14 protein-coding genes are annotated in these 13,670 nt (G+C 62.3%); 5 read left to right on the top strand and 9 right to left on the bottom strand.

Annotation, left to right across the window (positions count from 1 at the left end; translation table 11 throughout):
* Positions 1-284 precede the first annotated feature (284 nt).
* The 3 genes from RFM98_RS24095 to rimO all read left to right on the top strand — a co-directional run bounded on the left by RFM98_RS24095 (position 285) and on the right by rimO (position 2,975).
* Positions 285-692, top strand: coding sequence for a DUF930 domain-containing protein (locus RFM98_RS24095; protein ID WP_320216868.1), 408 nt, complete (start codon positions 285-287; stop codon positions 690-692).
* Between the two features lie 185 nt (positions 693-877).
* On the top strand, positions 878-1,537 hold the full coding sequence (locus RFM98_RS24100; RefSeq protein ID WP_320311138.1) for a TerC family protein: 660 nt from the start codon (positions 878-880) through the stop codon (positions 1,535-1,537).
* 124 nt (positions 1,538-1,661) lie between these two features.
* Positions 1,662-2,975: a 30S ribosomal protein S12 methylthiotransferase RimO gene (rimO, locus tag RFM98_RS24105; protein ID WP_320311139.1), complete on the top strand. Its 1,314-nt coding sequence runs from the start codon at positions 1,662-1,664 to the stop codon at positions 2,973-2,975.
* Between the two features lie 80 nt (positions 2,976-3,055).
* Here the strand turns inward: rimO and RFM98_RS24110 are convergent, their stop codons facing one another.
* The 8 genes from RFM98_RS24110 to RFM98_RS24145 all read right to left on the bottom strand — a co-directional run bounded on the left by RFM98_RS24110 (position 3,056) and on the right by RFM98_RS24145 (position 11,623).
* The gene (locus RFM98_RS24110) at positions 3,056-4,123 is read right to left on the bottom strand and encodes a BMP family ABC transporter substrate-binding protein (RefSeq protein ID WP_320311140.1); all 1,068 of its coding nucleotides are present in this window, start codon (positions 4,121-4,123) and stop codon (positions 3,056-3,058) included.
* A gap of 51 nt (positions 4,124-4,174) precedes the next feature.
* Complete coding sequence (locus RFM98_RS24115; RefSeq protein ID WP_320311141.1) at positions 4,175-5,149, bottom strand: ABC transporter permease; 975 nt, start codon at positions 5,147-5,149, stop codon at positions 4,175-4,177.
* Entirely contained in the window at positions 5,149-6,279 is a 1,131-nt protein-coding gene (locus tag RFM98_RS24120; protein WP_320311142.1) for an ABC transporter permease, read from the bottom strand. The genes RFM98_RS24115 and RFM98_RS24120 overlap by 1 nt, the downstream gene beginning before the upstream one ends.
* Entirely contained in the window at positions 6,276-7,853 is a 1,578-nt protein-coding gene (locus tag RFM98_RS24125; protein ID WP_320311143.1) for an ABC transporter ATP-binding protein, read from the bottom strand. Before RFM98_RS24125 ends, RFM98_RS24120 begins: the two co-directional genes overlap by 4 nt.
* A gap of 326 nt (positions 7,854-8,179) precedes the next feature.
* Positions 8,180-9,157 (bottom strand): quinone oxidoreductase family protein, encoded by a 978-nt coding sequence (locus RFM98_RS24130; protein WP_320311144.1) that lies wholly within the window; start codon positions 9,155-9,157, stop codon positions 8,180-8,182.
* Positions 9,158-9,290: 133 nt separating this feature from the next.
* The gene (pcsA, locus tag RFM98_RS24135; RefSeq protein WP_430682344.1) at positions 9,291-10,052 is read right to left on the bottom strand and encodes a phosphatidylcholine synthase; all 762 of its coding nucleotides are present in this window, start codon (positions 10,050-10,052) and stop codon (positions 9,291-9,293) included.
* 53 nt (positions 10,053-10,105) lie between these two features.
* Entirely contained in the window at positions 10,106-10,720 is a 615-nt protein-coding gene (locus tag RFM98_RS24140; RefSeq protein WP_320216061.1) for a DUF1326 domain-containing protein, read from the bottom strand.
* 12 nt (positions 10,721-10,732) lie between these two features.
* Complete coding sequence (locus tag RFM98_RS24145; protein ID WP_320311146.1) at positions 10,733-11,623, bottom strand: DUF2182 domain-containing protein; 891 nt, start codon at positions 11,621-11,623, stop codon at positions 10,733-10,735.
* Positions 11,624-11,724: 101 nt separating this feature from the next.
* Between RFM98_RS24145 and RFM98_RS24150 the strand changes: the two genes are divergently transcribed.
* Entirely contained in the window at positions 11,725-12,936 is a 1,212-nt protein-coding gene (locus tag RFM98_RS24150) for a UbiH/UbiF family hydroxylase (RefSeq protein WP_320311147.1), read from the top strand.
* A 212-nt stretch (positions 12,937-13,148) separates the two neighbouring features.
* Positions 13,149-13,472: a heat shock protein HspQ gene (gene hspQ, locus RFM98_RS24155; RefSeq protein ID WP_164772605.1), complete on the top strand. Its 324-nt coding sequence runs from the start codon at positions 13,149-13,151 to the stop codon at positions 13,470-13,472.
* A gap of 4 nt (positions 13,473-13,476) precedes the next feature.
* Here the strand turns inward: hspQ and RFM98_RS24160 are convergent.
* The coding region (locus RFM98_RS24160) for a hypothetical protein (protein ID WP_320311148.1) at positions 13,477-13,670 on the bottom strand (194 nt) is incomplete at its 5' end.

Raw genomic sequence — 13,670 nt, forward strand, 5'->3', positions numbered from 1 at the left:
GCCGACCGGTCCGCCATGCGGCCGAATGGTACTCCGCGCGTGGATATCCGAGGCAGGCTCTCATGGTTGACTTTTTCTGGGCGTATCGCGGTCCATTTGCAGGAAAGCTCGACGTGGCGGCTCCGATGACAACACGGGCATTCCAAACTTGTTGGTGATTCTGCAAATTGCGGCCACCAATGGTTGCACGGCAGGGGCATCGGTTGATGAACTGAAGCGGCACCGGCCCGGCATGACCGCCAACGGCTGGTAAAACAGCGGTTATTTGATTTCTCAGACAAAATATGCTGCTTGTCGCGCCCATGAAGAAGCTCTGCCTGATGGTTCTGGCGTCACTGACGCTGGTCTTGCCGGCCAAGGCGATGGACAATGCGTTGCGCGCCGGCCTGATGAAACTCGATCCGGAGACCCGTCTCGAGCAGCGATGTGACGCCGAGGTGCTCGACCGGATCAGTCATGACGATCGCAACTACAAGGCCGACCGCGTCGTGGCCTACGCCTTCGCCACGCCGCAGATGAGCGCCGACGCCATCAGGAGCTCCGGCGCCGCCTTCCGCAGCAAGGGCCAATGGTACCGGCTGAAGTTCAAATGCCAGACCGCGGCGGACCACATGGAGGTGCTGCAGTTCCGCTACAAGATCGGCGACGAGATCCCCGAGGCCGACTGGGCAAAGTATAATCTCTACGACTGATCGGCGATCGCGACGAGCCGTCCCCGGTCGACATAACAGCCGCAAATTCCTATCATATTCGGTGTAACGCGGGCTCTGAAAGGGCCCGTCCCGGCCTGTTCTCTTGACGCGCGTGAACCATCCACGTTAGGGCGTCAGAATAGTCGACGATCGAGACTCAGCGAACAGCAAAGGGCCTCCAGCCGATGGACATTTTCAGCGCCGCAAGCCTGACCGCTCTGCTCCAGGTCATTGCCATCGACCTCGTGCTCGCGGGCGATAATGCCATCGTCATCGGCCTTGCGGCGGCAGGTCTGCCTGCAGATCAACGCAAGAAGGCAATCCTCATTGGTGTTCTCGCGGCGACCGTGCTGCGCATCTTCTTTGCGGCCATCACGGTGAAACTGCTTGCCATTGTCGGCCTGCTGCTTGCCGGCGGCATCCTGCTGCTTTGGGTGTGCTGGAAGATGTATCGCGAGTTGCGCACCTCCCATGCCGATGAGCACGAGGCAACGGAGGCATTGGCCAATTCCGACCTCGACAACGACAAAGCGATCGCGGGTAAGGCGCGGCGCAAGACGCTTGGGCAGGCGGCGCTGCAGATTGTCGTCGCCGACGTTTCGATGTCACTCGACAACGTATTGGCTGTCGCAGGCGCGGCGCGCGATCATTTCCCGGTGCTGGTCATCGGCCTGGTGTTGTCGATTGCCTTGATGGGCCTCGCCGCGAGCTTTATTGCCAGGCTGTTGCACCGCTATCGCTGGATCGCTTACATCGGCCTGCTGATCATTCTCTACGTCGCGCTCGACATGGTCTATCGCGGTGCGGTCGAAGTCTGGCCGCACGTCAATGCCGCGGTGAGCTGAGGCTCTCCATCTGCTCCAAGGGTTGCGCTGGGCAATGCGTTTTGCCGCAGGATGGGTCAGCCCATACCAATGCCGCAATTAGTGTGATATTGCGCCGCCCATCCCCAAAAGCCCGGAAAACCCTATGTCCGCCCCTCGCGTCAGTTTCGTCAGTCTTGGATGCCCGAAGGCGCTCGTCGATTCCGAGCGCATCATCACGCGGCTCCGCGCCGAAGGCTACGAGATCGCGCGCAAGCATGACGGTGCCGATCTCGTCGTCGTCAACACCTGCGGCTTCCTCGATTCCGCCCGCGACGAGTCGCTCAACGCTATCGGCTCGGCTCTTTCGGAAAACGGCCGCGTCATCGTCACCGGCTGCCTCGGCGCCGAGCCGGAGGTCATCCGCGAGAAGCACCCCAATGTGCTGGCGATCACCGGCCCGCAGGCCTATGAGAGCGTCATGGCGGCCGTGCACGAGGCGGCTCCGCCCAGCCACGATCCCTATGTCGACCTGCTGCCGCCGCAAGGTGTGAAGCTCACACCGCGCCACTACGCCTATCTGAAGATCTCGGAAGGCTGCAACAACCGCTGCACCTTCTGCATCATCCCGGCGCTGCGTGGCGATCTCGTCTCGCGCCCGGCTGCGGACGTGCTGCGCGAAGCCGAAAAGCTCGCCAAGGCCGGCGTCAAGGAGATCCTCGTCATCTCGCAGGACACAAGCGCCTACGGCATCGACATCAAGTACCAGACGTCGATGCTCGGTGACCGCGAAGTGCGCGCGAAATTCCTCGACCTCGCTGAGGAGCTCGGCAAGCTCGGCATCTGGGTACGCATGCATTATGTGTACCCCTACCCGCATGTCGCCGACGTCATTCCGCTGATGGCGGAAGGAAAAATCCTCCCCTATCTCGACATTCCCTTCCAGCATGCCTCACCGCAGGTGCTGAAGAACATGCGCCGCCCAGCGCATGGCGAAAAGACGCTGGACCGCATCCGCGGCTGGCGCGAGATCTGCCCGGATCTCGCCATCCGCTCGACCTTCATCGTCGGTTTCCCCGGCGAGACCGAAGACGATTTCCAGATGCTGCTCGACTGGCTTGACGAAGCAAAAATCGACCGCGCCGGCTGCTTCAAATACGAGCCGGTCAAGGGCGCGCGCTCCAACGATCTCGGACTCGAGCAGGTACCGCAGGAGATCAAGGAAGCGCGCTGGCACCGCTTCATGCAGCGCCAGCGGAAGATCTCCGCGACACAGCTCGCAAAAAAGGTCGGCAAACGCCTGCCGGTGCTGGTCGACGAGGCGCATGGCACATCGGCCAAGGGCCGCACCAAATATGACGCGCCGGAGATCGACGGCTCGGTGCACATCCAATCGCGGCGGCCGCTGCGCGCCGGCGAGATCGTTACGGTCAAGATCGACCGCGCGGACGCCTACGATCTCTATGGATCAGCCGTCTGAGCCTCCTTGCGAAGGAAGCACCGCGAATAAAAAGGGCGCCGCGCGGCGCCCTTTTTCGTTTTGGCTTTTCGACTTGCCGCTTACTGCGGCAGCTTGTCGTCGATGCCCTTGACGTAGAAATTCATGCCGAGCAGCGTGCCGTCGTCGGCGACCTCGCCGTCCTTCAGCCAAGGCGAGCCGTCCTGCTTGGACACCGGGCCGGTGAAGGGGTTCCAGCCGCCTGCGATCTTCTTGGTGGTCGCTTCTGCCATCGCCTTGACGTCGTCGGGCATGTTGGTGAAGGGCGCGAGCTTGACCGCGCCGTCCTTGATGCCAAGCCAGACATTGTCCGGCTTCCAGGTGCCGTCGAGAGCAGCCTGGACGCGGCTGATATAATACGGGCCCCATTCGTCCGTCAGCGAGGTCAGCTGCGCGTTCGGCGCGAACTTGATCATGTCGGACGACTGGCCGAAGCCGTGCAGCTTGCGTTCCTCGGCGACCTGCAGGGCCGCGGTGGAATCGGTGTGCTGGACGATGATGTCGGCGCCCTGGTCGAACAGCGCCTTGGCGGCGTCGGCTTCCTTGCCCGGATCGAACCAGGAATTCACCCACACGATCTTGACCTTGAAGTCGGGATTGATCGACTGTGCGCCGAGGATGAAGGAGTTGATACCCATCACCACTTCCGGGATCGGGAAGGAGACGATGTAGCCGGCAAGGCCCTTCTTCGATTCCTTGGCCGCGATCTGGCCGAGCACATAGCGGCCTTCATAGAAGCGGGCGTTGTAGATGCCGAGATTGTCGCCGGTCTTGAAGCCGGTGGCATGCTCGAACATCACCTTGGGGAACTTCTTGGCGACCTTCACCTCGGCATCCATGAAGCCGAAGGAGGTGCCGAAGATGATCTTGCACTTCTCGCGCGCCAGGCGCTCGAAAGCGCGGTCGGCGTCGGGACCTTCCGAGACGTTTTCGAGATAGGCGGTCTCGACCTTGTCGCCGAGCGCCTTCTCGACCTCGAGGCGGCCCTGGTCGTGCTGGTAGGAATAGCCGAAGTCGCCGATCGGACCGGTATAGACCCAGCAGGCCTTGAGCTTGTCGGCCGCCTCGGCGGTTGCCGCCAGCGACAGGGCCGCGGCCGTGGTCATCAACGCAATAAGCAGTTTTTTCATTGTGTTACCTCTCTGAGTTAAGCCTTGGAGCTTCCCGTCTTTTTGTTGTTGTCAACGATCCGGAACGAATGGCTGCCCCAAGGAAGCCGGCGTGTTCATCATCGTCAAACGCTTGTTGCGCGAGATTAGAACGAGAACCACGACGGTTGCCAGATAGGGCAACGAAGAAAGCAGTTGAGATGGAAACGATTTTAGGAAAGCGATGACTTGGTAGATCACCCACGGTGAGTTGACGAAGTCCTGGAGGTTGATTGCTTGTACGTGAAGCTGGCCAATCCAAATGGCGCCAAAGATATAGGCACCTGCCAACACCCGCCACGGACGCCATGAGGCGAACACGACAAGCGCCAAGGCGATCCAGCCGCGCCCCGCGCTCATGTTCTCGACCCATTGCGGGGTGTAGACCAGTGACAGGTGACCGCCGGCAAGGCCGGCGCAGGCGCCGCCGAAGATCACGGCGAGATAGCGGTAGCGGATCACCTTGATGCCGAGCGCATGCGCCGAGGTGTGGCTGTCGCCGATCGAGCGCAGCGTCAGGCCCGTCCGGGTTTTGAACAGGAACCACATCACCGCTGCCGTCAGCGCGATCGAGATGTAGAAGACCGGGTCCTGGCCGAAGATCAGCTTGCCGATCACGGGAATGTCGGTGAGGACCGGAATGTAGAGATTTGGCAGTCTTTCGCCGGGCAGCCCGACGAAGCTCGTTCCCATCATGCCGGACAGACCCAGCCCAAGAAGCGTCAGCGACAGGCCGGTCGCCACTTGATTGGTGGCTAAAGACAGCGTCATGACAGCAAAGAGCAGCGAAAACAGCACGCCGACGATGATTGCGGCGAGCAGGCCGATCCATGGCGACCCGGTGAGGTAGCCGGCGCCGAAGCCGCCGACGGCGCCCATGATCATCATGCCCTCGACGCCGAGATTGAGCACGCCGGAGCGCTCGACCACCAGTTCGCCGATCGCCGCGATCAGAAGCGGCGTCGCCGCGGTCGCGATGGTCAAAAGGATGTTGACGGTGATGTCCATCAGCGGACCTCCTCGAGCTTCGGCGCTGCTTCGAGTTTCGTGGCGCCATTCGGCTTCGTCAGCGCCATGCCGATCAGGCGGATGCGGTAGTGGATGAGCGTGTCGCAGCCGAGCACGAAGAACAACAGCATGCCCTGGAACACGCGCGCCACCTTGTCCGAGATGCCGAGCGCGCTCTGCACCGCCTCGCCGCCGAGATAGGTCAGCGCCAGCACAAGGCCCGCGGCCACGATGCCCAGCGGATTGAGCCGTCCGAGAAAGGCGACGATGATGGCTGTGAAGCCGTAGCCGGGCGAGATCACCGGCTGCAGCTGGCCGATGGCGCCAGACACTTCCGAGATGCCCGCCAGACCCGCCAACGCGCCGGACAGAAGGAAGGTGAAGAAGACCATCCGGTTGAAGCCGAAGCCGGCGAAGCGCCCTGCCCTCGGGCTGGAGCCCAGCACCCGCACCTCGAAACCCTTCAGCATGCGGCTCATCATCAGCCAGACCAGCACGGCGGCAACAATCGCGAAGACGAAGCCCCAATTGGCGCGGCCGGCGTCGGGCATCAGTTCCGGCAGGACGGCCGAGTCGCCGAACTGGATGGTCTGCGGAAAGCCATGCCCCTGCGGATCGCGCCACGGGCCGCGCACCAGCCAGTCGAGAAAGAGCTGCGCGACATAGACCAGCATCAGGCTGGTCAGGATTTCATTGGTGCTGAAGCGTGTCTTGAGCAGCGCCGGGATCGACGCATAGAGAGCCCCGCCGACCATGCCGAGCAAGAGCATCAGCGGCAGCACCAGCGGTCCCTCGAATTGCGGAAACAAGACCGGGATGATCGAGCCGAAGATAGCTCCGAAAACCAACTGGCCTTCGGCGCCGATGTTCCAGATGTTGGCCTTGTAGCAGACCGACAGGCCAACTGCGATCAGGATGAGTGGCGCCGCCTTGATCGCCAGCTCATGCAACTGCCAGACCTGGCTGATCGGCTCGACGAAGTAGATTTCGAAGGCATTGAAAGGATTGACGCCGAGCAGTGCGAACATGATGGCGCCGGCGACGATCGTCAGCGCGAAAGCGATGAACGGTGACAGCACCGAGAACAGCGCCGAGCGCTGCGGACGTTTGACCAGTTCGATGCGCATCACGCAACCTCCAGGCTGTGTTCGGCGTGGCCGGGCTCGGCGCCGCCCATCAACAGGCCGATCTTCTCGAAAGTCGCCTCGGCGATCGGCAGCGGCGTCGACAGGTCTCCGTTGTGCATGACGGCAATCGCGTCCGACAGTTCGAACAATTCGTCGAGGTCCTGGCTGATGACCAGGACCGCGGAGCCGCTGCGGGCAAGCTCGATCAGGGCCTGGCGGATGTGTGCGGCCGCACCTGCGTCGACGCCCCAGGTCGGCTGGTTGACGACCATGACGCTCGGCTTGCGGTCGAGTTCGCGGCCGACGATGAATTTCTGCAGATTGCCGCCCGATAGCGCGGCCGCCTCCGGATCCGGCGCGCTCTTGCGCACATCCATGGCTGTGATGATGCGCTGGGCGGCGCTGTAAACTGCACCGTGCTTGACCATGCCGCCCGAGCCTACAAAAGCCTTGCCGTCGGTGGCGTGACGAGAAAGCAGCAGGTTCTCCGAAAGCTTCATGCGCGGGGCGGCGCCATGGCCGAGGCGCTCTTCCGGCACGAAGGCGGCCCCCATCAGGCGGCGGCCGGTGATCGATAGGCCTCCGGCGTCCTTGCCGCGAATGCGCACGGAACCGGCGTCCTGCTGCAGCACTTCGCCGGAGACGGATTCGAAAAACTCGCCCTGGCCGTTGCCGGCGACGCCGGCGATGCCGATCACTTCACCGGCGCGCACGGCCAGGTTGATGTTCTTGAGCGGAATGGCGAAGGGCGTCGCTGGTTTGCGGCTGAGGCCGCGGATTTCCAGCAGCGCCGGCGCGGTCTCGATGCCTTCCGCCGGCGCGCGCACCACCGCCTTCACCTCGCTGCCGACCATCATGCGGGCCAGCGATGCGGCGGTCTCCTGGCGTGGGTTGCAGTGGCCGACGACCTTGCCGTGGCGCAGAACGGTAGCGCGGTCGCAGATGCGTTTGACCTCCTCCAGCCGGTGCGAGATGTAGAGGATCGATTTGCCTTCGGCGCGCAGCCGTTCCAGCGTTTCGAACAGCTTGTCGGCCTCCTGCGGGGTCAGCACCGAGGTCGGCTCGTCGAGGATGATGAGCTGCGGCGTCTGCAGCAGGCAGCGGATGATCTCGATACGCTGGCGTTCGCCGACGGAGAGATCGCCGACCAGCGAATCCGGATCGAGCGGCAGGCCATAGCTGAAGGAAAGCGCCCTCGCCTTCGCGGCAATCGTGCCGATCGGCGAACCGTCATTAAGGGAAAGCGCGATGTTTTCGGCCGCCGTCAGCGCCTCGAACAGCGAGAAATGCTGGAACACCATGCCGATGCCGAGCTTCTTGGCGACGCCCGGGCTGGTGATCTTGACCGGCTTGCCGTCCCAGAATATCTCGCCCGAGTTCGGCTCGAGCGACCCGAACAGCATCTTGACCAGCGTCGACTTGCCGGCGCCGTTCTCACCGAGCAGCGCGTGGATCTCGCCTTTTGCGATATTGAGATCGATGTGATCGCACGCCGTCAGCGTGCCAAAAATCTTGGTAAGGCCACGAACCTCAAGCAGGTTCGCCCTGTCATGATTTGCACTCACAGTGCCTCCCATCCAGTTTCCCGGACATGTTCCGTGTTCCCGAAAGCATGGTATGCGCGGCCGGCTCCCATCGGAAAGCAGCACCCAACTTGAAAGAGCTTCAAGAATTTCAGCGGAAACTCAAGGGCTAAGATAGGCCTGTTGAGAACGCAGGCAAATCCGGAGCGGTTTCCAGGCAAGCCGTGCCTCCAGGCACGGCAAGTCGCTGAAAAACGAGGCAGCCGGCTAGGGCATGATGCCGAAAAAATGTGAAGCGGTTTTCGGGCGACATCATGCTCTATCTCTTTGATCTAGAGGCGGATTCAGATTTCAGGTCGATTCGACCTGAAACCATCCGGCTAGGGAATGAGGACAGTCGTTCCCGTCGTCTTGCGGGCCTCGAGATCGGCCTGCGCCTTTGCAGCGTCCTTCAGCGCGTAGCGCTGGTTGATCTTGATCTCGACGGCACCACTGAGCACCACGTTGAAAAGCGCATCAGCCGACTTCACCAGATCCTCGCGCCTGGCATTGTAGACGAACAGCGTCGGCCGGGTGGCATAAAGCGAGCCCTTCTGTGCCAGGAGCGACATCGAGAAAGGCGGGATCGGCCCGGACGACTGGCCGAAGCTGACGAACATGCCGAGCGGCCGCAGGCAATCGAGCGAGGCTGGAAAAGTGTCGGCGCCGACGGAATCATAGACGACATCGCATTTCTTGCCGCCGGTCAGCGCCGCGACGCCGGCAACGAAATCCTGCTCCTTGTAGTTGATGACGTGATCGAAGCCATGCGCCCGGGCGATTTCGATCTTGTCGGCGGAGCTCGCGGTGCCGATCACGGTCGCGCCGAGATGCTTCGCCCATTGGCCGAGGATCAGGCCGACGCCGCCGGCGGCCGCGTGGTAGAGGATCGTGTCGCCGGCCTTCACGGCAAAGGTGCGGCGCAACAGATACTCCGCCGTCATGCCCTTCAGCATCATTGCCGCTGCCTGCTCGTCGCTGATGCCGTCCGGTACCTTGACCACGCGGTCGGCCGCGATAACCCGTTGTTCGCAATAGGCGCCGACATTGACCGCATAGGCGATGCGGTCGCCAGGCTTCAGCCAGTCGACGCCGGTGCCGAGCGCCAGCACGACGCCCGCCGCCTCCCCGCCTGGGATCAGCGGAAAACCGCCAGGCGGCGGATAAAGCCCGGAACGGTGGTAGACGTCGATGAAGTTGAGGCCGATCGCGGTGTGCCGGACCAGGATCTGGCCTTCTCCCGGCCGGCCGGGATCGGCATCCTCGTAAATCAGGACCTCAGGGCCGCCATGGGCGTGAATGCGGATTGCCTTGGACATCGCTCAACTCTCTGAAGGGTACGAACCGGGTCTGCACGATCCCGAAAGCGAGAACCGATTTCGGAAAAGATCATGCTGCGATAGACAGCTAGGTCAGGATGACGATTCAACCAAGAATTATCCTGACCCAGGATCAGGACTTCTTGACGCCCAGATTGGGAAACATCTGCATGACGGCCCCGATGCAGGTGAGATAGAGGCCCGTGATCGTGATGCCGATCTTGGTGAAGTCGCCGACCTGCTCGCCGAGCACGCCGATCTTGTCGTAGAAGGCCGCAAGCGCCGCCTGCGCCAGCGCCAGCGCGCCGAAGGCGCACCACAAAAGCGTCATGCCGAGATTGAGAGGTCTCAACCTCACGACGCGCACCGGATGAATGAAATTGATCGGCAGGAAGGTCAAAATGCCGGCAACCACCACCACGGCGAAAGACACCCATTGCCCCGGCTCGATGACAAACAGCGTGAACACCACCATGTTCCAGACGACAGGGAATCCTTTGAAGAAGTTCTCCTTCGTCTTCATGCCGGTGTCAGCATAGTAGATCGCGCTGGAGACGACGATGATGGCCGCCGACAGGAAAGACAGGTTCTCGCCCATGAAACCGCGTTGATAGAGCGCGAAGGCCGGAATGAGGACGTAGGTGACGTAGTCGATGATGTTGTCAAGGAGTTCGCCCGACCATGTCGGCAGGATCTCCTTGACCTCGAGCTTTCTTGCGATCGGGCCGTCGATACCGTCGACAAAGAGCGCCAGTCCCAGCCACCAGAACATCGCCGTCCAGCGTTCCTCGCTTGCCGCCACCAGCGACAGGAAGGCAAGGAACGACCCTGACGCAGTGAGCAGATGGACGGAGAAGGCGCGCGCCTGCGGCCACGTCACCTTCTTCTTCGGCAGAGGAATCCGCTCCGCGATCTTCTTTGCCGCTTTCCTGGCCGCTGTGTTCTTGCTCACGGTCCCCGCCAGTCCAGCTTGCAGATTTCGGCCGAGCGGCCGGCGAAATTCCAGTTGCGGCCGAAGGCGCGCATCTTGCTCTTGTCGGACTTCGCCACGATGATTTCCGGCGCGATCCAATATTCGGAATTGGTGATCACCGTATCCTTCTCGCGGTCCTTGCCTTGTATAGGCGTCACAGCGCCGTCGATAATCCGCGGTATCTGGAAGACGCGTGTCTTGTCACGCGTCTCATAGGTGATCGGCACCTGCTCGACGCCGAGGAATTTCCCGACAAGGATCGACAGCAGCGAGGTGGTGCCGCCGGCCTTGCCGGTGAAGATCCTAGTCAGCGCCTTCACCGCATAGACGGAAGCACGCTTGTCGATGAACAGCCCGGCCGTCCAGTTGCCGCGGCTCATGTAACCGGGGATTTCCATGATCAGGCCGAGATTGAGGCCCGAAAGGTCGACTTCGCCGAAATGGCCCGCGTCGATGCGAAAGCCCGCCCAGGTCTGGCAGTAGCCTTCCGTCGGCGGATGGCTGCCGAGCGACAGCACGCAGGGACAAAAAACCGTGCAATTGCAGGAGAGTACCAGCTCCCCTTTCATTGCCCAGCTTTGGTCGGTCATCGAATTCTCCCCTCACGCCGAAACTAATAGAAGGGCAGCCGCCCACACAAGCAGTATCGCACCGGCAACCCGGCTGGCCACCCTGCCGGTGGTCTGTTTTTCGATCAGAGTGAACAGGCCAATCAGCGCCATCCAGAAGACGTTCATCGCGCCGACCGCAAACATGACCAGCATCAGCGCCCAGCAGCAACCGAGGCACCAGACGCCCTGCTCCATTCCCAAACGGAAGATGCGGCCCGGTTTCGTGCTCCAGTTGGCGAACAGGATCGAGAACGGGTTGCGGCACTTTTCCAGGCATGCCTGTTTCAGGCCGCTGAATTGATAGAGGCCGGCAACGAGCAGCGCGGCGGCACCGGCAAGGCCGACGGCGGGATCGAGCATCCGGCCGGAGCTGGCAAAGGCATAGACCGCGAGCGTCAACACGGTGAAAGCCGCGGATGCGCAAAGCCACGTGGTGAGGTATCCGCCGACAAGCACCAGCGGATGAACGACCGGCTCGCCCTTGATCCTCGCCGTATCGGCGATTTCGCAATAGGTGTGGATCAATGGCGCCGCGGAAGGCAGCATCGTCGCCACGGCCATCAGAAACCACATCAGCACAAGCGCCGGCGCCTGCAGGCCGGTTGGGCCGACAAGCGGTGCCGGCGCAAGGCAGAGCGCGAAGAACCGGTCCAGGAAATCCGGCAATGGCAGGCTCGGCAGATTTTTGAGCAGCACGTCGCCGGGCGCGCCGCCAAGGCGGCTTTCAGCGCCGCGGATCGCCATCGCGCCGAGAAGGAACCACGCAAGGGCGACGCCGATACCGATCGTGAGCATGACGGCGAGGTGCGGGCTGCGCGCCACGCCAGCCGTCGCGCGGCTCGCGCGGTCGAGATGGCTGAAATCGTGCTCCTGGCCGCTCATGGCAATCGAATGGGCTGAATCGCCGCGTTGATCAAGCCGGCTGATTTGACCTATATCCTGACAAAGGCCCGACGGGTCGCCTCTCATCGTGGAAGCCTGGCGTGGAGTACAACGACAAAGCCCGCATTCTGGTTGCCGGCAGCGGTCCGGCCGGCCTGATCGCCGCGCTCGGCTTCGCCGGGGCCGGCTTTGACGTGACGCTGGTCGGGCCTGAGGCCAACAGCGCTGACGGCCGAACCACGGCCCTCATGAATCCGGCGCTGAAAGTCCTCGATCGGCTGGGCGTTCTTGGCGAACTGATACCACAGGCCGCGGCGCTCAAGGTGATGCGCATCGTCGATGCCACCCGGCGGCTGATCCGAAGCCCGACCGTGACCTTTCGCGCCAGCGAGATCGGCGAGGAACAGTTCGGGCTCAATCTGCCGAATAAGGTTCTTATCCCGATCCTCGCCAAGGCCGTTTTAGCTCATGGCAGCATTCAATGGCTGAAATCCATCGTCGAGTCATGGCGCCTTGACGCCGATCTGGCTCATGCCCGGCTGGCCGATGGCAGCGAAATCTCGGCGTCCCTGGCAGTCGCCGCCGACGGGCGCCTGTCTCCGGCGCGCGAGGCCGCCGGCATCCGCGCCTCCGCCCGGCCCTATCCGCAGTCGGCGCTCGTCCTCAACTTTGGCCATCGCAGCGAGCACGGCTTCGTTTCGACCGAATTCCACACCGAAACAGGACCGTTCACGCAGGTGCCGCTGCCCGGCAGGCGCTCGAGCCTTGTCTGGGTGGTGAAGCCGGAGACGGCGCAGGAACTCGTGGCGCTCGACGATGCAACCTTGTCGGGACGCGTCGAGGAGCAGATGCAATCGATGCTTGGCCGGGTCTCGGTCGAGCCGGGCCGTCAAGTCTATCCTTTGTCCGCGGCCTCACCCGGCCGCTTCGCGCAAAATCGCGTCGCGCTTGTCGGCGAGGCAGCGCATGTGTTTCCGCCGATCGGCGCCCAAGGTCTCAACCTCGGCATCAGGGATATCGACGATCTGGTTGGAATCGCGAGCGAAAACCGTGACGACCCCGGGTCGCGCCGGAGCCTCGCCGCCTATGACACCAGGCGCCGGCCCGACATATGGGCGCGCAGTGGCGCGGTGAACCTGCTCAACATGTCGCTGCTGTCCGACATGTTGCCGGCACAACTGGCGCGCAGCGCCGGCCTCAATGCGCTGGGCAGCTTCGCGCCGTTGCGCGCCTTCTTCATGCGCGAGGGATTGCTGCCCGGCAGCGGTTTTCGCGCGATTGCCGGCGGACTGCGCAAACAGGTCGGGCATTAGAAGCTCACACCGTGCCTTTCCGTGCCGCCTCCGAAACCTTCCGTCCTGGTATCCGTAGCTTGCAGCATGGGGCTGCGGCATTGAATTGAGGCAGCGCCTGCGCCAAATAGGCAACAGCCCGAAAGTCGGGGTCGATTTTTGGCAACGTAGGGCGTAATTTCAAGATGTTAGCGGCGTTTTGTATCGAGCAAAGTCGCCTGATGGTGAGTGTGATGAAAACGGCCAAGTTCTCGATTGGACAAGTGGTTCGCCACAGGCTGTTTCCGTTCCGCGGCGTGATCTTCGACGTCGATCCCGAATTCGCCAACACCGAGGAATGGTACGAAGCCATTCCCGCCGACGTGCGTCCGCGCAGGGACCAGCCTTTCTACCATCTTCTGGCGGAGAATTCGGAGACCGAATACATCGCCTATGTGTCCGAGCAGAACCTGCTCGAGGATCGGTCGGGCGAGCCGGTGCGGCATCCGCAGATCGGCGAGATGTTCGACAAACTGCCGGACGGCCGCTACGAGCCGAAGCGCCAGTCGAAGCACTGAAGCGTTAAAAAGCATGTCGTCCAAAGCGCGCAGCGCGGCGACAACAAAAAAGCGGGGCGAATTGCCCCGCTTCAGACTGCTGACAAACCCCGTCGATTTCGGCGGGGTTTTGTTTTTGGGTATTGATTGAGCTGAGTAACTTGGTGTCTGGAGCAACTGTCAGGAAGGCACGGCGGCCGATAGGCCTCATGCGAGGCT

Origin of the sequence: Mesorhizobium australafricanum (genome assembly GCF_033977265.1) — a bacterium.
Lineage (GTDB): Bacteria > Pseudomonadota > Alphaproteobacteria > Rhizobiales > Rhizobiaceae > Mesorhizobium > Mesorhizobium australafricanum.